Origin of the sequence: Micromonospora sp. NPDC005237 (assembly GCF_040607775.1) — a bacterium.
Taxonomy (GTDB): domain Bacteria; phylum Actinomycetota; class Actinomycetes; order Mycobacteriales; family Micromonosporaceae; genus Micromonospora.
In genome coordinates this window covers 382,099-402,392 of record NZ_JBEXHJ010000005.1, presented here as the reverse complement: position 1 = coordinate 402,392, position 20,294 = coordinate 382,099, and the positions used below count along the sequence as shown (strand labels likewise).

The 20,294-nt window shown below is 72.8% G+C and carries 18 protein-coding genes; 5 read left to right on the top strand and 13 right to left on the bottom strand.

Annotated elements, in window-relative coordinates; all coding sequences use genetic code 11:
* Positions 1-671: 671 nt before the first annotated feature.
* The gene (locus ABZT87_RS16720; protein ID WP_355136372.1) at positions 672-2,255 is read right to left on the bottom strand and encodes a replication-associated recombination protein A; all 1,584 of its coding nucleotides are present in this window, start codon (positions 2,253-2,255) and stop codon (positions 672-674) included.
* Positions 2,256-2,330: 75 nt separating this feature from the next.
* The gene (locus tag ABZT87_RS16715) at positions 2,331-2,543 is read right to left on the bottom strand and encodes a hypothetical protein (RefSeq protein WP_355136370.1); all 213 of its coding nucleotides are present in this window, start codon (positions 2,541-2,543) and stop codon (positions 2,331-2,333) included.
* A 141-nt stretch (positions 2,544-2,684) separates the two neighbouring features.
* Between ABZT87_RS16715 and ABZT87_RS16710 the strand changes: the two genes are divergently transcribed.
* Positions 2,685-3,425, top strand: coding sequence for a GNAT family N-acetyltransferase (locus ABZT87_RS16710; protein WP_354856044.1), 741 nt, complete (start codon positions 2,685-2,687; stop codon positions 3,423-3,425).
* A 39-nt stretch (positions 3,426-3,464) separates the two neighbouring features.
* On the opposite strand, the gene ABZT87_RS16705 is transcribed toward ABZT87_RS16710, so the two are convergent.
* The 4 genes from ABZT87_RS16705 to aspS all read right to left on the bottom strand — a co-directional run bounded on the left by ABZT87_RS16705 (position 3,465) and on the right by aspS (position 8,203).
* On the bottom strand, positions 3,465-4,748 hold the full coding sequence (locus ABZT87_RS16705; RefSeq protein ID WP_355136368.1) for an MFS transporter: 1,284 nt from the start codon (positions 4,746-4,748) through the stop codon (positions 3,465-3,467).
* 55 nt (positions 4,749-4,803) lie between these two features.
* Positions 4,804-5,421, bottom strand: coding sequence for a helix-turn-helix domain-containing protein (locus tag ABZT87_RS16700; protein WP_355136366.1), 618 nt, complete (start codon positions 5,419-5,421; stop codon positions 4,804-4,806).
* Between the two features lie 64 nt (positions 5,422-5,485).
* Entirely contained in the window at positions 5,486-6,295 is an 810-nt protein-coding gene (locus tag ABZT87_RS16695; protein ID WP_355136364.1) for a sugar nucleotide-binding protein, read from the bottom strand.
* A gap of 102 nt (positions 6,296-6,397) precedes the next feature.
* Complete coding sequence (gene aspS, locus ABZT87_RS16690) at positions 6,398-8,203, bottom strand: aspartate--tRNA ligase (RefSeq protein WP_355065763.1); 1,806 nt, start codon at positions 8,201-8,203, stop codon at positions 6,398-6,400.
* Between the two features lie 185 nt (positions 8,204-8,388).
* Here aspS and ABZT87_RS16685 point away from each other — a divergent pair, with 185 nt between their 5' ends.
* A complete protein-coding gene (locus ABZT87_RS16685; protein ID WP_355136362.1) occupies positions 8,389-9,108 on the top strand; it encodes a DUF998 domain-containing protein in 720 nt (239 codons plus the stop codon).
* Between the two features lie 90 nt (positions 9,109-9,198).
* Here the strand turns inward: ABZT87_RS16685 and ABZT87_RS16680 are convergent, their stop codons facing one another.
* Both ABZT87_RS16680 and ABZT87_RS16675 read right to left on the bottom strand, forming a co-directional pair.
* A complete protein-coding gene (locus tag ABZT87_RS16680) occupies positions 9,199-10,242 on the bottom strand; it encodes a S1 family peptidase (protein ID WP_354856038.1) in 1,044 nt (347 codons plus the stop codon).
* A gap of 330 nt (positions 10,243-10,572) precedes the next feature.
* Positions 10,573-11,049, bottom strand: coding sequence for a helix-turn-helix domain-containing protein (locus ABZT87_RS16675; RefSeq protein ID WP_355136360.1), 477 nt, complete (start codon positions 11,047-11,049; stop codon positions 10,573-10,575).
* Positions 11,050-11,104: 55 nt separating this feature from the next.
* On the opposite strand from ABZT87_RS16675, the gene ABZT87_RS16670 reads away from it, so the two are divergent.
* Complete coding sequence (locus ABZT87_RS16670; RefSeq protein WP_354856036.1) at positions 11,105-11,620, top strand: PaaI family thioesterase; 516 nt, start codon at positions 11,105-11,107, stop codon at positions 11,618-11,620.
* A gap of 140 nt (positions 11,621-11,760) precedes the next feature.
* Here the strand turns inward: ABZT87_RS16670 and ABZT87_RS16665 are convergent, their stop codons facing one another.
* The 3 genes from ABZT87_RS16665 to ABZT87_RS16655 all read right to left on the bottom strand — a co-directional run bounded on the left by ABZT87_RS16665 (position 11,761) and on the right by ABZT87_RS16655 (position 14,885).
* Positions 11,761-12,702 (bottom strand): acyl-ACP desaturase, encoded by a 942-nt coding sequence (locus tag ABZT87_RS16665; protein WP_354856035.1) that lies wholly within the window; start codon positions 12,700-12,702, stop codon positions 11,761-11,763.
* Between the two features lie 71 nt (positions 12,703-12,773).
* The gene (gene hisS / locus ABZT87_RS16660) at positions 12,774-14,102 is read right to left on the bottom strand and encodes a histidine--tRNA ligase (protein WP_355136358.1); all 1,329 of its coding nucleotides are present in this window, start codon (positions 14,100-14,102) and stop codon (positions 12,774-12,776) included.
* Between the two features lie 72 nt (positions 14,103-14,174).
* Positions 14,175-14,885: an MBL fold metallo-hydrolase gene (locus tag ABZT87_RS16655; protein ID WP_355065755.1), complete on the bottom strand. Its 711-nt coding sequence runs from the start codon at positions 14,883-14,885 to the stop codon at positions 14,175-14,177.
* A 265-nt stretch (positions 14,886-15,150) separates the two neighbouring features.
* Here ABZT87_RS16655 and ABZT87_RS16650 point away from each other — a divergent pair, with 265 nt between their 5' ends.
* Together ABZT87_RS16650 and ABZT87_RS16645 are read left to right on the top strand one after the other, a co-directional pair.
* Positions 15,151-16,029 carry a peptidylprolyl isomerase gene (locus ABZT87_RS16650; RefSeq protein WP_355136356.1) on the top strand — a complete coding sequence of 293 codons (879 nt, stop codon included), beginning with the start codon at positions 15,151-15,153 and terminating at the stop codon, positions 16,027-16,029.
* Between the two features lie 59 nt (positions 16,030-16,088).
* Complete coding sequence (locus tag ABZT87_RS16645) at positions 16,089-16,928, top strand: peptidylprolyl isomerase (RefSeq protein ID WP_354856031.1); 840 nt, start codon at positions 16,089-16,091, stop codon at positions 16,926-16,928.
* Positions 16,929-16,997: 69 nt separating this feature from the next.
* Here the strand turns inward: ABZT87_RS16645 and ABZT87_RS16640 are convergent, their stop codons facing one another.
* Together ABZT87_RS16640 and ABZT87_RS16635 are read right to left on the bottom strand one after the other, a co-directional pair.
* Positions 16,998-19,526 carry a bifunctional (p)ppGpp synthetase/guanosine-3',5'-bis(diphosphate) 3'-pyrophosphohydrolase gene (locus ABZT87_RS16640; protein ID WP_355136354.1) on the bottom strand — a complete coding sequence of 843 codons (2,529 nt, stop codon included), beginning with the start codon at positions 19,524-19,526 and terminating at the stop codon, positions 16,998-17,000.
* 169 nt (positions 19,527-19,695) lie between these two features.
* A complete protein-coding gene (locus ABZT87_RS16635) occupies positions 19,696-20,262 on the bottom strand; it encodes an adenine phosphoribosyltransferase (RefSeq protein ID WP_354856029.1) in 567 nt (188 codons plus the stop codon).
* Between the last annotated feature and the right edge of the window lie 32 nt (positions 20,263-20,294).

Sequence of the window (20,294 nt, the reverse complement as noted above, 5' to 3'; positions counted from 1 at the left end):
GGTCGGGGCGGCGGCATCCGGGCGGTGGCCGGCCGGGGCGCCCGCAGCCGCTGGCCCTCCGGGCGGGCCGGACGGTCCCACGGTCGGACGCGGTCGGGCCGGAGCGCCGCTGGACGGGCGGGGCCCGGGAGGGCTCGCCGGGTCACCGCCGCCCGGGCGAGCGGCGGGTGGCGCGAGGGGCGGCGCGGCGGCGCGGGGGCCGGTGCCGGGAACCGGCTGGGCGCCACGCGCCCCCGGCGGGCCCGCGACGGCGCCGGCGGGCCCGGTGGCCCGGACGCGGTCGGCAGGTGGGCGGTCGGAGTGCTCGCGGTCGGCGGGCGGGCGGGCGTCCGGGCGGCGACCCGGCGGGGGCGCCTCTCCCGGCCAGGGGCCGTCGACCGGGCGGCGCGCTCCGGCGGCCTCCGCGTCCGGGCGGCGTGGGCCGGGCGGCGCGTCCGGCGGCGCCGACGCGCCCGCGCGCGGCGGCACGGGCTCGGCCGGGGCCCCGTCCGGGCCCAGCTCGCCGCGCTGCTGCTTGGCCGAGCGCAGGTCGTCGATCCAGCCGAACTCCTCGCCGGCCACCGGCTCCTCCGGCTCGGCCTCGGCTCGGCCTCGACCCCAGCGGCGGCCCTTCGCGCGGGGATCACGCCGCTCGTCCGGGCCCTCGTCGGGACGGTCCGCACCACGCGATCTCACTGTTGACCCTCTCCTGCGGCGTCAGTGCCGCTGTCCTGCTTCGTGCGGGGACCACCCGCGTCCGTGGCCGGCTTGCCGTTCCGACCGACAAGCGTCAGGGCGGGCTGCGGTGTTACCGGTGACCCGGCGGTCGGGGCCGCCACCGACGGGCCCGCTGTCGCGGGCGAGGAGGCGGTCGGGGTTTCCGGGCGGGCGGGCGGGGCCGGCAGCCCGCGGACGATCCGGCGCAGCACCGGCAGCCGCGTCGACACGGACCGTTCCGCCCCGTGCGGGCTCGGCTGGTAGTAGTCGACGCCCACCAGGTCGTCCGGGACGTACTGCTGGGTCACCACGCCGCGCTGGTCGTCGTGCGGGTAGCGGTACCCGGTGCCGTGGCCCAGCCCTCGGGCGCCGGCGTAGTGCGCGTCCCGCAGCCCGCGGGGCACCGAACCACCCCGGCCGGCCCGCACGTCGGCGATGGCCGCGCCGATCGCGGTGGTGGCCGAGTTCGACTTCGGCGCGGTGGCCAGGTGGATCACCGCCTGCGCCAGGTTGAGCTGCGCCTCGGGCAGACCGACGTACTCCACGGCGTGCGCGGCGGCGGTGGCCACGCTCAGCGCGGTGGGGTCGGCCATGCCCACGTCCTCGCTGGCGAAGATCACCAGCCGTCGGGCGATGAACCGGGCGTCCTCCCCCGCCACCAGCATCCGGGCCAGCCAGTGCACGGCGGCGTCCACATCCGAGCCGCGCATGCTCTTGATGAACGCGCTGACCACGTCGTAGTGGGCGTCGCCGTCGCGGTCGTAGCGCACCGCCGCCACGTCGACCGCCTGCTCGGCGGTGGCCAGGTCGATGCGCCCGGTGCCGAGCGCCGTGGCCGAGGCCGCCGCCGCCTCCAGCGCGGTAAGCGCCTTGCGGACGTCACCGGCGGCGAGTCGGACCAGGTGGTCCTCGGCGTCGGTGGTCAGGGCGAGCGTGCCGCCCAGGCCGCGCTCGTCGGCGACCGCGCGGCGCAGCAGGCCGCGTACGGCGTCGTCGTCGAGCGGTTGCAGGGTGAGCAGCACGCACCGCGACAGCAGGGGTGAGATGACCGAGAAGTACGGGTTTTCGGTGGTCGCCGCGAGCAGCGTGACAGTGCGGTCCTCGACGGCGGCGAGCAGCGAATCCTGCTGGGTCTTGCTGAACCGGTGCACCTCGTCGATGAACAGCACCGTCTGCGGGCCGCCCGAGCGGCGCTGGCGACGGGCCGTCTCGATCACCGCCCGGACGTCCTTGACCCCGGCCGAGAGCGCCGACATGGCGACGAAGCGGCGGTCGGTAGCGCCGGCCACCAGGTGCGCGATGGTGGTCTTGCCGCTGCCGGGCGGCCCCCAGAGGATGACCGACAGGGGGGCACCGCCGGAGACCAGTTGCCGCAGCGGCGCGCCGGGGGCGAGCAGGTGGTCCTGCCCGATCAGCTCGTCCAGGCTCGCGGGCCGCATGCGGACGGGCAGGGGCGAATCGTCCGCTACCGGAGTGAAGCCGTCGACACCGGCGGGACCCTCGGGCGCGCTGCGCGGCCCGGTGGGCGCACCGAGGGAGAAGAGAGCGTCGGACTCCATCACGAAGACAGTACCGGGCCCGACCCGCGACGCCGGAATCGCGCTGCGGGCCGGGCCACCGCTGATCGGTCTCGGTCAGCCACGGCCGGGACGACGGCCCCGGTACCAGCGGCCGCCGCCACCGCCGCGCGGGCCGCTGCCGACGCCGGCCAGGTAGAGCGAGAGCAGGAGCAGGCCGATGAGCACGAGGGTGTTCCAGTTGAACAGGTCGGGGGCGCCGAAGTTGGTGTTGAGCAGGTCGAGCAGCAGGGCGAAGCCAAAGACGATGGCCGCGAGAATGGCGAGCATGTCGGTCCTCCGGTGGGGGTTCCCAGTTGGTCGGCGCGTGATGTACCCAATCGGTCGACTCGCCAATCTCCACCGTGGAACAGCACGCGGGCTGCCGGACCCGGCGCGGTCGCCCGTACGGCGGCTCCTAGGCTGACCGTCATGATCATCGACGACCAGGCGCTCCACGACCGGGCCGCCATCCTGGCCGCCGCCGGTGACCACCCGTTCGTCCGGCACTCGCTCTCGCCGGGCGTGCCGGCGCGCGGCTACCGGCGCGACGGCGCCGTGCTGTGGTTGCTGCCGCCCGAGCGCGGGCTGGGCGCGGACGCCATCGGCCCCACCGAGCCGGTGCTGGAGATCTGTGCCGCGCTGGTCGCCGACGGGGTGCTGCGGCCGGAGCATCGAATGCACCTGCCCCGGCTCGACCCCGCCCTGGTGGCGGGCCGGCTGGCGGTGGCCGAGTTCGTCGACTGGGACTTTCACTGGACCACCGTGGCGCCGCCGACGCAGCCGGACGAGCAGCGAGTCGTACGTCTCACCGACGCCGACCGCCCGGCGCTTGCGGCGCTGGTCGACGAGGCGTTCCCGGACACCACCACGCGCCCGGGCGATCCACGGGTCATCGACTGGTACGGCATCCGGGCCGGCGACCGGCTGGTGGCGTGCGGCGCGGACCGCAGCCGGGGCGACGTCGGTTTTCTGGCCGGCCTGACCGTCGCCCCCGACCAACGCGGCCGGGGGCTGGGCGCGGCGCTGACCGCCGGCATGACCCGGGCGCTGCTGGCCCGGCACGACACCGTCGGGCTCGGCGTCTACCCGGACAACGTCAAAGCGGTGCGGCTCTACCGCCGGCTCGGCTTCGCCGACACCCTGTCCCGCACCGCGATCCGCCTCGGCTGAGGCCGCTCATCGACACCAGGCGTCGATGAGCGGCCCTCGCTACCGGTCGGCGGGTACGGGGACCACGGTCGGCTCGCTGGAGGGAGCGGGCCGACGGTCGGCCAGCCAGGCGGGCAGGTAGAGCGGCGCGGCGACGGCCAGCACCACCGCGCCGACCACCATCGCGGCGCTGACGCTGGCGGCGGCGGCGATCGCGGTCAGGACCACCCCGCCGAGGGCGGCGGCCGGCTGCGCCATCATCGAGTTCAGCGAGAGCACGCTGGTCCGGTACGGGCCGTCGACCTGGCGGTGCAACAGACCACTGTGCAGCGGATTCGACGCGCCGTGCACGGCGTAGCAGGCCAGGTAGGCCACCAGCACTCCGACCGGCCCCGCGAACAGCCCCATCCCGACCACCGTGACGCCCTGCAGGATGCGCAGCAGGGCAGCGCCCCAAGGCGCCCCGAACCAGCGCAACAGCAGCGGGGTCAGTGCCGCGCCGGCCGCATTGGCGATCCAGGCCGCCGAACTGGCCGGCCCGAGCAGCGCGGCGGCCCGTTCCGGGTTGCCGATCACCTCGGCGAGCCGCACCGGCAGCAGCGACTCGAAGGTGACCATGCCGAAGCCCCAGAACAACTCCACAGCCACCAGGGCGAGCAGCACCCGGGAACGCCGCAGCAGCCCGAGCGCCTGGCCGATCATCCGGGGCGCCTGGACGACCGATGCGCGCACCGCCGCGACCCCGGTGGCTGGCCGCTCTTCGACCAGCAGGACGAGCAGCGCGGCCAGCGCGGCCGCCTGGGCGACGATCGCGGCCAGCACCGGCACGGTGAGCGCGCTGACCGGCCCGAGCGGGCCCAGCGCGACCAGGCCACCACTGAGCAGCGCGCCGCCGCCGATGGCCACGCCGATGACGGTGCCGGCGTACCCGAGGCCCCGCTCGTACTCGGCCTGCGGGTCGGCGGCCAGGGTGGCGTCGACGTACCAGGATTCCAGCGGGCCGCTGTCCAGTGCCCGGTAGACGCCCTGCAACGCCCAGACCAGGAAGAACAGCGCGAACGAGTCGGCCACCGCGAAGAGCGCCAGCGAGGCGAGGTTGAGCGCTCCGGCGGCGAGCAGGACGGGTCGGCGGCCGAGGGCGTCGGCGAAGCCGCCGGTGGGCAGCTCCAGCGCCAGCACCAGCAGCCCCTGCGCGGTGCCGACCAGGCCGATCTGCGGCAGCGACAGGCCGCGCTCCTGCATCAGCAGGATCATCACCGGGATCATCAACCCCGTGGGGAGCCAGCGCAGGCCGTAGAGGGTGAGGTAGCGACGCCGGACCTGGCGTACGGTCAGCGCGCTCACGACGCCACATCCATTCGCGACTGCGGGGCTCGCAAACCCGGCTCACTCCTCGCGCTCATCGAGGGCCGTCCAGCAGCGGGTAGGCAGCCAGGAAGACCTGCACCGGGCGGGCCTGCGGGTCGGCGGGCTCGGCCGTGTCGACCGGCTCGGCCTCCCGGCGGTACCGCTCCAGCACCTGCCACACCTCCGCCTTGAGCGCCTCCAGCCGCTCGGGCGGGATGGTCATGAAGATGTCGCCCATGCCGAAGGCGTCCCGCCAGGCGGGGGACCATTCGTGCTGGGTGGCGAACCAGCGGTCGGCGTGTTCGACGAGAAGACGCACCTGGTCGCCCTGGATCCACTCGATCGCGGCACGGGCGTCGGGGTCGTCGTCGAAGTCGCTCGGCTCCCAGCTCGTGACGTCGTGCGCGGCCTGCCACCAGCGCTGCCGTCCGCTGCCCCGGTCGGGATCCTCGGTGACCAGCCCGACCTCGGCGAGTTGGCGCAGGTGGTAGCTGGTCGCGCCGGTGTTGGTGCCGAGCAGCTCGGCGAGGGTGGTGGCGGTGGCGGGCCCGTTCACCCGCAGGGCTCCGACCAGCCGCATCCGCAGCGGGTGCGCGAGCACCCGGACCTGCCGCTTGTCGATCCGCACCTCCCGCGGGACGGGCCGCGGGGTCGCTTCGTCGTTCGCCATGAATGCACACTATCTCTGCACACTTCCTATGCACAATAGTTGTGCATAGGAAGTGTGCAGGACATCAGGCCAGGAGTTCCCGCACCCCGCGCAGCCGCGTCCGCAGCAGACCGGCGGCGCGGGCGGAGTCGAGGCGTACGTCGCTGGGGCGGACCACGCCAGCGGCGGCGGCCGTGGTGGTCTTCAGGCCCGTCGCGTCCAGACCGAACCGCTCGGCGACCAGCAGACCCAGCTCGGCCCGGCTGACGGCGTCCGCGCCGGCCACGTTGAGCAGTCCGGCGTACGACGAGCAGGCCAGCTCCAGCACGGCGTCGGCCAGGTCGCTGACGTCGATCGGGCAGCGGAACTCGTCGGTGAACAGGACGGCCCGACCGGCGAGCGCCTCGCGGCAGAGCTCGATCTGCTTGCTGCCCTCCCCCAGGATCAGCGAGGTACGCACCAGCGCCGCACCGGGGTCGATCGCTCGTACGGCGGTCTCCGCCGCCGCCTTCGCGGCCCCGTACGCGTTGACCGGGCTGGGCGGGTCGTCGTCGGCGTACGGCGTGGGACGGCCGCCGTGCAGCGCGTCGCTGGACAGGTGCACCAGCCGGGCCCCCACCTCGGCGGCGGCGAGGGCCACGTGCGCGGCCCCGTCGGCGGTGACCGTCCAGTCGTCGTACCGATAGGGGGTCGCGACCACGGTGTCCGGCCGCACCTCGGCGACCAGCGCGCGCACGGCGGCCCGGTCGGTCACGTCCAGCCGCCGCCCGACAACACCAGACACCCCGACGGACCCGGAGTAAAACGTCCCCACCACCGAGAACCCGGCGCTGACGCCCCGCCGACAGACCGCCCGACCCAGAAACCCGCTACCCCCGACAACAAGCACCCGCATCCCAGCCCACTCCCCCACCGACGATCAAGAGGTTTGCGTCATCTCGCGGGGCGATGATGACGCAAACCTCTTGATCACCCAAGCAGGGGCCGGGGGGTGCGGTCAGACCGGGTCGGCTACCGGGGCTGCCGGGCCGGCCGTGCCGGCGTGGGCCGGCGGCTGCGGCTTGGGCTTGGCGTCGATGCCGGCCTCGGCGCGCTGCTGGGCGGTGATCGGGGTCGGCGCGCCGGTCAACGGGTCGAAGCCGCCCCGGGTCTTCGGGAACGCGATGACCTCACGGATGGAGTCCGCGCCGGCCAGCAGCATGCAGACCCGGTCCCAGCCGAACGCGATGCCGCCGTGCGGCGGTGCGCCGTACTTGAACGCCTCCAGCAGGAAGCCGAACTTGTCCTGCGCCTCCTCGGGGGTGATGCCGAGCAGGTCGAACACCCGCTTCTGCACGTCGCCCCGGTGGATACGGATCGACCCGCCGCCGATCTCGTTGCCGTTGCAGACGATGTCGTACGCGTACGCCAAGGCGCGGTCCGGCGCCTCCTCGAACCGGTCCACCCACTCCGCGTTCGGCGAGGTGAACGGGTGGTGCACAGCCGTCCAGCCACCCTCGTCGGTCTTCTCGAACATCGGCGCGTCGACCACCCAGCAGAACGCCCAGGCGCTCTCGTCGATGAGGCCGGCCCGCTTGGCGATCTCGACGCGGGCCGCGCCCAGCAGCTCCTGCGCCTCACGGGCGTTGGCGCTGGCGGCGAAGAAGACCGCGTCACCCGGCTTGGCGCCGACCGCGTCGGCGAGCCCGCCCAGGTGCTCGGCGGACAGGTTCTTGGCCACCGGGCCGCGCGCCTCGCCGGTCTCGGCGTCCAGCACCACGTACGCCAGGCCCCGCGCGCCGCGCGCCTTCGCCCAGTCCTGCCAGCCGTCGAGCTCCTTGCGGCTCTGCGCCGCGCCACCGGGCATCACCACCGCGCCCACGTAGCCGCCCGCGTCGATCGCCCCGGCGAACACCCGGAACTCGGTGCCGCGCAGGTAGTCGGTCAGCTCGGTCAGCTCCACGCCGTAGCGCAGGTCCGGCTTGTCCGAGCCGTAGCGGGCCATCGCGTCGTGCCAGGTGATCCGCGGGATCGGCCGGCTGATCTCGTGCCCGGCCAGGTCCTTCCACAGCGCCGAGACGATCGCCTCGCCGAGGTCGATCACGTCGTCCTCGGTGACGAACGACATCTCGATGTCGAGCTGGGTGAACTCGGGCTGCCGGTCGGCGCGGAAGTCCTCGTCGCGGTAGCAGCGCGCGATCTGGTAATACCGCTCCATGCCGCCGACCATCAGCAGCTGCTTGAACAGCTGCGGCGACTGCGGCAACGCGTACCAGCTGCCGGGCTGGAGTCGCACAGGCACCAGGAAGTCGCGGGCGCCCTCGGGCGTCGAGCGGGTCAGCGTCGGGGTCTCGATCTCCAGGAAGTCCCGCTCGTGCAGCACCCCCCGGGCGAGGTGGCTGGCGCGCGAGCGCAGCCGCAGCGCGTTCGCCGGGCCGCTGCGGCGCAGGTCCAGGTAGCGGTACCGCAGGCGGAGGTCGTCACCGGCCTCGACCTGGTCGTCCACCGGGAGCGGCAGCGGCGCGGCCTCGGAGAGCACCTCCAGCTCGACGGCGGTCACCTCGACGTCGCCGGTGGGCAGCTCCGGGTTCTCGTTGCCGGCCGGCCGGCGGGTCACCTCGCCGGTGACCTTCACGCAGAACTCGTTGCGCAGCGCGTGCGCGTCCTCCTCGCGGAACACCACCTGGACCACGCCGGAGCCGTCGCGCAGGTCGACGAAGATGACGCCGCCGTGGTCACGCCGGCGGGCCACCCACCCGGCGAGCGTCACCGTCGAGCCGGCGTCCGCGGCGCGCAGGCTTCCGGCATTGTGGGTACGGATCACGGCTGGCAACTCCTCATCGTGGAACAGTCCTCACCCGCATTCTGTCAGGGGTGGCCGGCCCCGCTCGGGGGCACCCGGCAGGCCGGCACGATTCGCAGGTGAGCAGGCGGCAGGCCGCGCGCTGCGCCGGTGGGCAGCCTGGCGAACCCGGCTCGCCGGGCCGTCGCGCCGGTTAACGTGGCCGAATGCGCGCCGTACCAAACTGGGGCGTCGCCACGGCGGTGGCCGCGCCGGTGCTGCTGGTCGGCGGTTGGACGGTCGCGGGCGCCCGGCAGCCGGCCGGGTACGACCCGGTCCGCGACACCATAAGCGAACTGGCGGGGCACGACGCCACCGACTCCTGGATCATGATCACTTGTCTGCTGCTGCTCGGCTGCTGCTACCTGGCGATCGCCGCGGTGCTGCACGCGGCCGGGCTGCCCAGCCGCTTCCTGCTCGCCGTCGGCGGCGTGGCGACCATCGCGCTTGTCGCCTTTCCCCGGCCGGCGGTCGGCGGCTCCCTCAGCCACGGCGTCGCGGCGACCGTCGCGGTCCTGGCGCTGGCGCTCTGGCCGGCCGGGTCGGCGCTGCGGCTGCCGCGTGGCCCGGACGCCGCACATCCGCGAGTCCCGCAGCCGCCCTGGGCGTTTCGGCGGGGCGTGGCGCTGAGCGCCACGATCGTGCTGCTCGCCCTCTTCGGCTGGTTCGCGTTCGAGGTGACCAGCGGATCCCGGACCGGCCTGGCCGAACGGGTGACGGCGGTGGGCGTGTCACTCTGGCCGCTGCTGGCGGTCCTCTCCGCCCGACGGGCGCACCTCGCCTGGGCCACCGACGGCGCCACGCCGCTGGGGCCCGCCCTGCCGACGACCGGTGTCGTACCCCCGGATCCCCTGCTTCCCACGGACGGGCCGGATCGCCTCGCCTGAGGCGGCGCGGGCGCCGGGGCGGACGGCCCACCCCCGGACGCGCGGCGCGGGCCGCCGGAGGACTCCGGCGACCCGCGGGCGGTGAATCGATCAGAAGACGCTGACGCCGTAGACGCTCAGGGCCTCGGTGACGGGCTGGAAGTAGGTCGTCCCGCCGCTGCTGCAGTTACCGCTACCGCCGGAGGTGAGGCCGAGCGCGGTGCTACCGGAGAAGAGCGAGCCACCGCTGTCGCCACCCTCGGCGCAGACGTTGGTGCGGATCAGGCCGGAGACCGAACCCTCGGCGTAGTTCACCGTGGCGTTCGTCGCGGACACCGAGCCGCTGCGCAGGCCGGTGGTGCTGCCGGAGCGCTGCACCGACTGGCCGACCGACGCGTTGCCGGCGCCGGTGATGTCCCGGTAGCTGCCGTTGTAGAGGTAGACGTTACCGGCGGCGTTCGCGGAGTTGTTGTGCCGCACGATGCCGTAGTCGTTGCCCGGGAAGCTGGTGCCGGCACGGGTGCCCAGCAGACTGGTCTGGCTGGAGTTCGAGTACCAGTTGGTGCCGAGGTTGGTGCAGTGCCCGGCGGTCAGGAAGTAGTAGGTGCTGCCGCTGCGCACGTTGAAGCCGAGCGAGCAGCGGTAGCCGCCGGTGTAGATGGCCTGGCCACCCGAGATGCGGGTGCTGAGCACGCCGGCCTCGGCCTCGACGCGTACCGCGCCGTTGGCGCGCGCGGCAGCGGCCTTGACCCGCTCCAGCTTGGCGCCGGTGACGGTGCTGTCGACGGAGACGACCACCTGGTTGGTGATCGGGTCGCTCCACCAGGCGGTGCCCGGGATCTTCGCCGAGCGCTCCAGCTCGGCGGTGGCCCGGTTCAGCTCGGCGGCGCCGCGGGTGACGTACCGGACGCTCGCTCCGGCCTTGCTGACCGTGCGGGCGGCGGCGGCGTCGGTCACCGTGACGACGGTCTTGCCGCTGGCGTCGATGTACGAGCCGGCGGAGCGGTCGCCGAGCTGAGCGGAGAGGGCGGCGGCGGCGTCGGGCGAGGCGGCGGGGGCGGCCTGGGCGGGTGCGCCGATGAGCGAGCCGACGACCAGGGTTCCGCTCACGGCAACAGTCGCCGCAACGCGGAATGAGGACCTCGTGGGTCGCATGTAACAAACCTCCTGGGCGGGGGAGACGGGTCTGGCCGGGGGTGGCTGACCCGAGGGGCGACCCGGCCGATCTGCGAGAACCGGCCGAGTGAACAGAAGTATTCACATACTTAAGATCATTGACAAGACCTGGTTTCGCCCGAATTCGTCGACCCGCGCCAGTCACACCGCCGCAACACCGCGGACACGTTCGCGGGCACCTGCCGTCACAGCCCTGAGGACCGCCGGATCCGTTTCGGACACCACTCGCCGTCCGACGCCGTTGCCGCCACAACCCCCGCCGCCGGATCACCACGGATCGGGCCGCACGGCGGGCGGCGGTGGGCGGCGTCAGGGGGTACGGCGGCGCGCGCCGGGACCCGGGCGGGGCAGCACGTCGCGGGGATCATCCACCGGGTGCCCCTCGGCGCAGCGCAGCTCGACGCGTACCGGGGCGCCGCAGTCGCGATGCCCCACGCTCAACGGCGAGCCCTCGGCGTCGGCCAGGTACCGGTCACCCCACCCGAGCACGGCGACCAGCACCGGCCAGAGGGCCAGACCCTTCTCCGTCAGCCGGTACTCGTGGCGCAGCCGGCTGCCGGGCTCCCGGTACGGCTCACGACGCAGAACGCCCCGCTCGACGAGCACCGCCAGCCGGTTGGTGAGAACCTGGCGCGGAATACCGGTGCGGACCCGCATGTCGTCGAAGCGCCGCACGCCGCTGAACACCTCGCGCAGCACCACCATGGTCCACCGCTCGCCGAGGATCTCCATCGCGCGGGCGATGGTGCAGTTCTCCACCGACCAGTCCAGTGCCGCGGGTCTCATCCGACCAGGCTAGGTCTCATTGACAGACTCAGCAACGTCCTGCGACGCTGCGTCCATGACACAGACCCAGGAGCCGGCGCGCAGCCGTACCTTCACCTGGTCCGACCCGGCGGCCAACGCCGCGCAGGTCGGTCGGCGCAGCGGCATCGACCTGCTCCGCGCGATGATCGCCGGAGAACTGGCCGCACCCCCGGTGATGCACCTGATCGACATGGCCCGGATGGAGGCCGACGAGGGTCGGGTCGCCGTCGAGCTGGTCCCCCAGGAGTTCCACTACAACCCGCTGGGCACCGTCCACGGTGGCGTCATCTCGACCCTGCTGGACACCGCCGCCGCCTGTGCCGTGCACACCACGCTGCCCGCCGGGGTCGGCTACACCTCGCTGGACCTGAACGTGAAGTTCCTGCGCCCGGTCACCGTCGACAGCGGCACGCTGCGCTGCGAGGGCACGGTGCTGCAACGCGGTCGCCGCACGGCCCTGGCCGAAGCCCGCCTCACCGACGCGAACGCCCGCCTGATCGCCCACGCGACAAGCACCTGCCTCCTGTTCCCCCTCCCCCCAACCCCCTAACCCCCCACCGCCCCACGTCGCGGGGTTGATCATGAAGTTATTGCCCGCCTCGTCGGCGTGTCGGGGCAATAACTTCATGATCAACGGAGTGTGGCGGGTGGGGTGGGGGCGCAGGGTGGGTGGGGTGGGGTGGGGTGGGGTTAGCGGAGGGCTAGGCGGGCTGCTCGGGCGTCGCGCTTTTCTTCGAAGCGAGCCGCCGCGTTCTCCAGGGCCTCCAGCTGGGCCGCGAGCTGTTCGCGGGCGGCCTCGCCGTCGGCGTCGAGGCCGGTCACGTTGAAGACGTCCCACTGGCGCAGCACCGGCTGCAACACCTCGTCGCGGTGCTGGCGCAGGTCGTAGATGCCGGCGAGGGCGATCGCCACCGACTTGCGGGCGAAGCCGTCGATGCCGTTGCCGGGCATCTGGAAGTTGGCCACCACGTCGGCGACCGCCCGCATGGCCTGGCTCGGGGCCAGCTCGAACGCGGCGGCGAGCAGGTTGCGGTAGAAGACCATGTGCAGGTTCTCGTCGGCGGCGACCCGCGCCAGCAGCGCCTCGCAGGCGGGGTCGCCGGTGGCCTTGCCGGTGTTGCGGTGCGAGATGCGGGTGGCCAGCTCCTGGAACGAGACGTACGCCAGCGAGTGCAGCACCTCGTCGTCGTGCACGTTGACGTAGCCCGCGGACATGTGGGTCATCCGGGCGCGCTCCAGCGCCACCGGGTCGACCGCCCGGGTGACGGTCAGGTAGTCGCGGATGGCCGTGCCGTGCCGGCCCTCCTCCGCGGTCCACCGGTGCACCCACGTGCCCCACGCGCCGTCTCGGCCGAACAGGGTGGCGATCTCGTGGTGGTACGAGGGCAGGTTGTCCTCGGTCAGCAGGTTGACGATCAGCGCGGTACGGGCGACGTCCGGGATGGTCGAGTCGGTCGGCGACCACGCCTCACCGTTGAGCGGCCCGTCGAACGTGCGACCCTCGCTCCACGGCACGTACTCGTGCGGGAACCACTCCTTCGCCAGCGAGAGGTGACGGTCCAGGTTGCGCGCGACGACCGGCTCCAGCTCGACGAGCAGGGCGGTCTGGCTCAGTGTGGTGCTCACGGTCACGAGTAACTCCCTACGGTGGCGTAACTTACGCTACCGTAGGTCCCCGCGGCCGTCCGCGCCAGTCGTGACACTCAACCAACCTTCGGCTTCAGGTCCTCCCGGGGCGGCGCCCACTCCCGGGCGTCGGCCGTGACCTGCTCACCCGAGCGGATGTCCTTCACCTCGTCCGGAGCGCCGTCGGCCCCCGGGAACCAGACGTACGGGATGCCGCGCCGCTCGGCGTAGCGGATCTGCTTGCCGAACTTCGCCGCGCTCGGCGACACCTCGGTGGCGATGCCCCGCCGGCGCAGCGCCGACGCGATCCGGCCACTGGCCGGGCGCTGCTCCTCGTCGGCCAGGGCCACCACGACACAGGTGGGCACCGAACGGGAGACCGACAGCTCCCCCGCGCCGAAGAGCAGCCCGAGCAGCCGGGTCACGCCGATCGAGATGCCCACCCCGGGGTACGAGGTGGCGCCGGCGCTGGCCAGGTTGTCGTACCGGCCGCCGGAGCAGATCGAGCCGAAGCGCTCGTAGCCGCGCAGCTGGGTCTCGTAGACGGTGCCCGTGTAGTAATCCAGGCCACGGGCGATGCGCAGGTCCGCCACGCAGAGGCCGGGCGAGTGCTCGGCGGCGGTGTCCACCACCCGGACCAGCTCCTCGACGCCCTCGTCGAGCAGCGGGTCGGTCACCCCGAGCGCCCGGATGGCGTCGGCGAACGAGGCGTCCGGGGCGGAGATCTCGGCCAGCGCCAGGCACGCCTTGGCCTGCGCCTCGCTCGCCCCGGCGGTCTCGGCCAGCAGCTCGGCCACCTTCGCCGGGCCGATCTTGTCGAGCTTGTCGACGGTGCGCAGCGCCGCCTCCGGGTCGGTCACCCCGATGCCGCGGAAGAAGCCCTCCCAGATCTTGCGGTTGTTGACCTGGATGGTCACCGGCGGGATGGGCAGGGCGCGCAGCGCGTCCCCGATGACCAGCGGCATCTCCGCCTCGTGGTGCGGGGCCAGGGTGTCCCGGTCGATGATGTCGATGTCGGCCTGGACGAACTCCCGGTAGCGGCCCTCCTGCGGCCGCTCACCCCGCCACACCTTCTGGATCTGGTAGCGGCGGAACGGGAAGTGCAGCTTGCCGGCGTTCTCCAACACATACCGGGCGAACGGCACGGTCAGGTCGAAGTGCAGGCCGAGCTGGTCGTCGCCACCGGATCCCTCGGCGTCGGCGTGCAGCCGCCGGACCACGTAGACCTCCTTGGAGGTCTCGCCCTTGCGCAGCAGATGGTCCAGCGGCTCCACGGCGCGGGTCTCCAGCGGTGCGAACCCGTACAGCTCGAAGGTGTCCTGGATCTTGCCGAGCACGAACTGCTCGATCATCCGCTGGCCGGGGGTCCACTCCGGGAAACCGGAGATGGGCGTGGGCTTGCTCATCGGCGTACTCCTTGCGATCCCGCGCCCGCGGCGCGGTGGTGTCGTGGGTCCGCGCGCGGCGCGGACGAAGAACTAGAGGCCCCGGGTGGGAGCGGCCGGCGCCGCGCCGGCCACCTCGATGAGGTACGGGTTGCTGGCGCGCTCGCGGCCGATGGTGGTGCTGGGGCCGTGCCCGGGCAGCACGACGGTGTCGTCGGCCAGCGGGAGGATCTTGTCGCGCAGGCTGGTGAGCATCGCCGGCATGCTGCCGCCGGGCAGGTCGGTGCGGCCGATCGAGCCGGCGAAGAGGACGTCGCCGGAGAGGCAGATCTCGTCGGCCTCCCACCCCGACCCGGCGCCGGGCAGCCGGAACAGCACCGACCCGCCGGTATGGCCCGGGGCGTGGTCGACGGCGATCTCCAGGCCGGCGAGCGTGAGGGTCGCGCCGTCGGTCAGCTCGGCCACGTCCTCCGGCTCGGTGTAGCTCAGCCGGCCACCGAAGAGCGAGGTCAGATCGGTCGACAGGCCCTTGGCCGGGTCGGCGAGCATCTCCCGGTCGCCGGGGTGCACGTACGCGGTGATCCCGCGCGCACCGCAGACCGGCGCCACCGAGAACGTGTGATCCAGGTGGCCGTGGGTGAGCAGCACGGCGGCCGGATGCAGGCGGTGCTCGGCGAGCAGCGCGTCGAGCTGGTCGAGCACCCCGATGCCGGGATCGACCACCACGCACTGCTCCCCCGGCGCGGTGGCCACCACATAGCAGTTGGTGCCGAAGGCGTCCGCGGGAAAGCCGGCCACGAGCACGGGCGCTGTCCTCTCCGTCGAGCTGTCGTCCTGCCAGCAGCCTAACCGGCGGGGCGAGCGCGTTTGCCGCGTCCGCCCCCGAGGCCCCATCCGACACAGTGACATCGCACGATATGGGCTGCTGGCGGCGGGGTGGACCTCGTACACCACATTCCCAGTCACTAGCCGTACACTCTGGCGGGCGTGTGGCGTGGCACACGCGAGCCCGGACGGGCCGGGGTACCCGGCCGCCGGTGACGACCAGGCAGAGGAAAGGGGAGCACCTGTGGCTTCCAGCAGGGACCGGCAGCGCAAACTGGCGCGGGCCAAGCTCGACCGGCAGCTGGCTCGCCGGGCCGCCGCCACGCGGCGCCGCCGGCAGATCCAGGCCGGTGTCGGCGCCTTCCTGGTCCTCGCGGTGATCGTGGCCGGCTCGGCGTGGGCGCTCGGGGCGTTCGACTCCGATCCGAAGAAGAACACCGCCGCGGAGGACACCTGCCTCTGGACGCCGCAGGACGCGACCGCCAACACCAACCTCAAGGACGTCGGCACGCCGGCGACCAAGGGCCTGCCGACCGACGGCACCCGGGCGATGACGGTCACCACCAACCAGGGTGCGCCGATCACCGCCGAGCTGAACCTGGCCAACTCCCCCTGCGCCGCGGCGAGCATCGCCCACCTGGCGAGCCGGTCGTTCTACGACAACACCAAGTGCCACGAGATCACCGCCGACGGCGCGCTGCGCTGCGGTGACCCCAGCGGCACCGGCCTCGGCGGGCCGACCTACTCGTTCTACGACGAGGACGTGCCGACCGTGCCGTCGGCGTCGCCGTCGGCCAGCCCGGCGCCCGGTCAGCCGCCGACGTACCCCAAGGGGACCGTGGCGATGATCTCCAACCCGCCCGGCACCAACGGCAGCCAGTTCCTGATCTTCTTCAAGGACTTCACGACCACGGACCCGAAGTACCCGGTGATCGGCAAGGTGACCGGTGGGCTCGACGTGGTCGAGAAGATCGGTGCTCTGCCGACCGTGGACAATGGGACCGGGGCCAAGGTCAAGCCCAAGACCGACGTGGTGATCCAGAGCCTCACGGTCGGCGAGCCGGTCACCGGCGCGGCACCGGCGCCGTCCGGTGCACCGGCCAGCAGCCCGAGCGCCGGCTGACCGGTCGCCCCACCCCACCCGAGCGGCACCCCGCAGCAAACAGCCAGGAGGATCCAGGCGTGACGTCCACCAGAGAGCGGCAGCGCGCGGCGGCACGCGCCCGACTCGAGAAGGAGATGGCCGAGCGCTCGGCCAAGGCCCGCAAGCGCCGCCAGACGCAGGCGATCGTCGGCGCGGCGGCCGTGCTGGTGCTCGTGGTCGCCGGCACCGTCTGGCTGGCCACGACCCTCGGCGGCGACGACGACAAGAGCGACACCGCCGCCTCGGCGCCCGGCGCCAGCGAGTGCGTCTACAACGCGATGCCCGCCGACCAGCGGCCCCCGCAGATCAAGGACGTCGGGGTGCCCAGCAACCAGCAGTCCGCCAAGGGCGTGCAGACCATGACGATCACCACCAATCTGGGCCCGATCACGGCCAAGGTCGACCGGTCGCAGGTGCCGTGCACGGCGGGCGCCTTCACCTACCTCGCGGAGAAGAACTTCTTCGACAACAGCAAGTGCCACCGCCTGGTGACCGAGGGCATCAAGGTGCTGCAGTGCGGTGACCCGAGCGCCACCGGCAAGGGCTGGCGGGACACCGACGGCACGGGTGGCCCGAGCTTCCGGCTGCCGGAGGAGAACCTGCCCACCGACAAGCGCCCGCCGTACCCGGAGGGCGTCATCGCGATGGCCAACTCCGGCCAGCCGGGCAGCACCGGCAGCCAGTTCTTCATCGTCTACGGCGACTCGCCGCTGGACCCGGCGTACACGGTGCTGGGCACCGTCACCGGCGGCATGGACATCGTCAAGGACGTGGCCAAGGCCGGCGACGACGGGGCGTTCGCGCAGCAGGCCGGTGGCGGCCACCCGAAGAAGGAGGTCACGATCACCGACCTCACGATGAGCCCGCCGCAGGGCTGACACCCGCACGAGACGAGGAAGCGCCCGCCGGCTGAGCCGGCGGGCGCTCTCGTGTGCGGGGTACGGGGTTCAGGCGCCCGAGGTGACCCGGTACGCGTCGAAGACCCCGTCGACCTTGCGGACGGTGGCCAGCAGGTGGCCCAGGTGCTTCGGGTCGGCCATCTCGAAGCTGAACCGGCTCACCGCCACCCGGTCGCGGGTGGTGGTGACGGTGGCGGACAGGATGTTGACCCGCTCGTCGGATAGCACCCGGGTGACGTCGGCGAGCAGCTTGTGCCGGTCCAGTGCCTCGACCTGGATCGCCACCAGGAACGTGGAGGCGGACGTGAGCTTCCAGCTCACCTCGACCACCCGCTCGGCCTGGGCCCGCAGGTCCTCGGCGTTGGCGCAGTCGTCGCGGTGCACGCTCACCCCGCCGGAGCGGGTGACGAAGCCGAACACCGAGTCCGGTGGGACCGGGGTGCAGCAGCGGGCCAGCTTGATCCACACGTCGCTGACGCCACGGACCACCACGCCGGGGTCGCTGCTGCTCTGGCGGCTGCGCGGCGGCCGGGTGGCGACGGCGGTCTCGGCGATGTCCTCCGCCGCGCCCTCCTCGCCGCCGTACGCGGCCATCAGCTTCTGCACCACCGACTGCGCGGAGACCTGACTGTCGCCGACCGCCGCGTACAGCGACGCCACGTCGGCGAGGTGCAGGTCCCGGGCGATCGACATCAACGCGTCGGAGGTGAGCATCCGCTGCAACGGCATGCCCTGCTTGCGCATCGCCTTGACGATCGCGTCCTTGCCGGCCTCGATCGCCTCCTCGCGCCGCTCCTTGTTGAAGTACTGGCGGATCTTCGTGCGGGCGCGCGGACTCTTGACGAAGCCCAGCCAGTCCTGTGTGGGGCCGGCCGTCTCGGACTTCGACGTGAAGATCTCGATCACGTCGCCGTTGGACAGCGTCGATTCCAGCGGCACCAGCTTGCCGTTGACCCGCGCCCCGATGCACTTGTGCCCCACCTCGGTGTGCACCGCGTACGCGAAGTCCACAGGCGTCGACCCGGTCGGCAGCGGGATGACGTCACCCTTCGGGGTGAAGACGTACACCTCCTGGCTGGACAGGTCGAAGCGCAGCGCGTCCAGGAACTCGCTCGGGTCGGCCGCCTCGCGCTGCCAGTCCAGCAGCTGCCGCAGCCAGGTCATCTCGTCGATGTGCGCCGGCGGGCCGACGATCTGGGTGCCCTTGTGCTCCTTGTACTTCCAGTGCGCGGCGATGCCGAACTCCGCGGTGCGGTGCATCGCGTACGTGCGGATCTGCATCTCCACCGGCTTGCCGGTGGGCCCGATGACAGTCGTGTGCAACGACTGGTACATGTTGAACTTGGGCATCGCGATGTAGTCCTTGAACCGCCCCGGCACCGGCTGCCAGTTGGCGTGGATCACGCCGAGCGCCGCGTAGCAGTCCCGCACCGTGTCGACCAGGATCCGGACGCCGACCAGGTCGTAGATGTCGTTGAAGTCGCGACCCCGCACGATCATCTTCTGGTAGATCGAGTAGAGGTGCTTCGGCCGCCCGGTCGTCTCCGCCTTGATCTTGGCGGCCTTCAGGTCGGTGCCGACCTTCTGGGTGACCTGCCGCAGCAGCGACTCCCGCTGCGGCTGGTGCTCCCCGATCAGCCGGTTGATCTCCTCGTAGCGCTTCGGGAACAGGGTGCCGAAGGCCAGGTCCTCCAGCTCCCACTTGATCGTGTTCATACCGAGCCGGTGCGCCAGCGGCGCCAGGATCTCCAGCGTCTCCTTGGCCTTCTGCTCCTGCTTGGGGCGGGGCAGGAAGGTCAGGGTGCGCATGTTGTGCAGCCGGTCGGCCAGCTTGATCACCAGCACCCGCGGGTCCTTGGCCATCGCCACGACCATCTTGCGGATCGTCTCGGCCTTGGCGGCGTCGCCCAGCTTGACCTTGTCCAGCTTGGTGACGCCGTCGACCAGCAGGGCGACCTCGCCGCCGAAGTCGGCGCGCATCGCGTCGAGGGTGTACTCGGTGTCCTCGATGGTGTCGTGCAGCAGCGCGGCCACCAGCGTGGTGGTGTCCATCCCCAGGTTGCCGAGGATGGTGGCGACGGCGAGCGGGTGGGTGATGTACGGGTCGCCGGACTTGCGGTACTGCCCGGAGTGCCACCGCGCCGCCGTGTCGAAGGCGCGCTGGAGCAGCCGCGCGTCGGCCTTCGGGTGGTTCTCCCGGTGACTCGCGATGAGCGGCTCCAGCACCTCGCTGACCTGCGAGGTCTGCCAGGGCGCGTTGAACCGGGCCAGCCGGGCGCGCACCCGCCGACCGGTGGGCGCGTTGGACAGCCCGAAGCCACCGCTCGGCGACGGGTCGACGCCGGCGTCGGTCGGAAACGGGACCACGACCCCGTCGGCGCCCGGGGACGCCTCCGTGGTGGCGCTCGCCGTGACGCCGGTCGGAGCCGCCGCGTCGTCGGCAGGAGCCCTGCCGGAGCCGTTGTCGGTGCCCGTCACCCGGGCCGGCGCGTCGCCGTTCCGGTCGGTCACCGAGCCGTCAGCGTCGCCTGTCGGGTGCACCGTGCCCTCCGCCGGAGGGACGACATCGTGGGACACCGGCCTCCTCACCGCTCGCCGGAAACACACCGGCCGAACATCGGCCGGCCTGGTCTCGCGTCGCCGGACGGTGTACCGCCGGCGTCAGCAAAGGGCAATGCTACCCGCACGGACGGTCCCCTGCCGCTCCGCCGGACGGTCGGCGCGACCTCCGCCCGGCGGGCCGGGTTCAAACGGTCAGCAGGGCATGGACCGGACGCGGCGCCAGCCGTTCCCGCGCGCCGAGGAAGCCGAGCTCCAGCAGCACGGTGAAGCCGGTGACCGTCCCGCCGGCCCGCTCGACCAGGTCCAGGGTCGCCTCGGCGGTGCCACCGGTGGCCAGCACGTCGTCGACGACCAGCACCCGGTGGCCGGCGGTGAAGGCGTCCTCGTGCACCTCCAGGGTGGCCTCGCCGTACTCGAGGGCGTACGACACCGAGTGCGCCGGGCGGGGCAGCTTGCCGGCCTTGCGCACGGGCACCACGCCCACCCCGGCCGCGTACGCGACAGCTGCCGCGACGACGAAGCCGCGCGCCTCGATGCCCACCACCACGTCGAAGCCGTCCCGCCCGTGGTACGCGACGATCTCGTCGACCACCTCGCGGAACGCCTTCCCGTCGGCGAACAGCGGCATCAGGTCCTTGAACAGGACACCGGGCTGGGGAAAGTCCGGCACGTCCAGCACCCGGCTGGCCACCAACCGGGCGGCCTCCGGGCCGCTGTCCCCGCGCGCCGCGGTGCTGTGGGTCTCCGTCACGGCTGTCTCGTTTCCCTTCCCACGACGACGGC